A 455-nucleotide genomic window follows, 5' to 3' on the forward strand; every position below is an offset into this window, starting at 1 on the left:
TTGGAAGATATAAATAAGAACAGAAATATAGGAATAAATGTAAATATAACACCGGGAGTAGTTGATGTATACAGAAACGGCAAGCTTACGGGAGAAGCTAAAGGAGGAGTTTCCTATAATACGAGAGTGAATTTCAGTGAAAAGGATTATGTAGCCAAAGTTAGAACAACGATAGGAGAAAATGTAAAAGCATTAATAGACGGTAAGTTAGAAGGATTTAAAGAAATAAACAGAGATATAAATAACAGAATTCAGGTAATAAAAGATGCGGAGATAAAGCCTATAGATATAGATTTAGGAACAGAATATTGGGCAACGGATTATGCAAGGGAGAAAACGGAAGGAGACTTTGTAAAGGCCGGAAATAAAGTAGAAAGAGTATCTGAAATATTAAAGGCAGTAATTGAAAATAAAGGAAAATCTTTACCGTTATACTATAAAGACAGACTTGCTTA

The 455-nt window shown here is 32.7% G+C and carries 1 protein-coding gene; it reads left to right on the plus strand.

Translation table 11 applies throughout. The annotated features are described in order from the left end of the window. Window positions 1-455: hypothetical protein (locus EII29_RS12380; RefSeq protein ID WP_158612551.1), on the plus strand; the 455-nt coding region annotated here is incomplete at both ends.

It is taken from the genome of Leptotrichia sp. OH3620_COT-345 (assembly GCF_003932895.1).
GTDB lineage: Bacteria > Fusobacteriota > Fusobacteriia > Fusobacteriales > Leptotrichiaceae > Pseudoleptotrichia.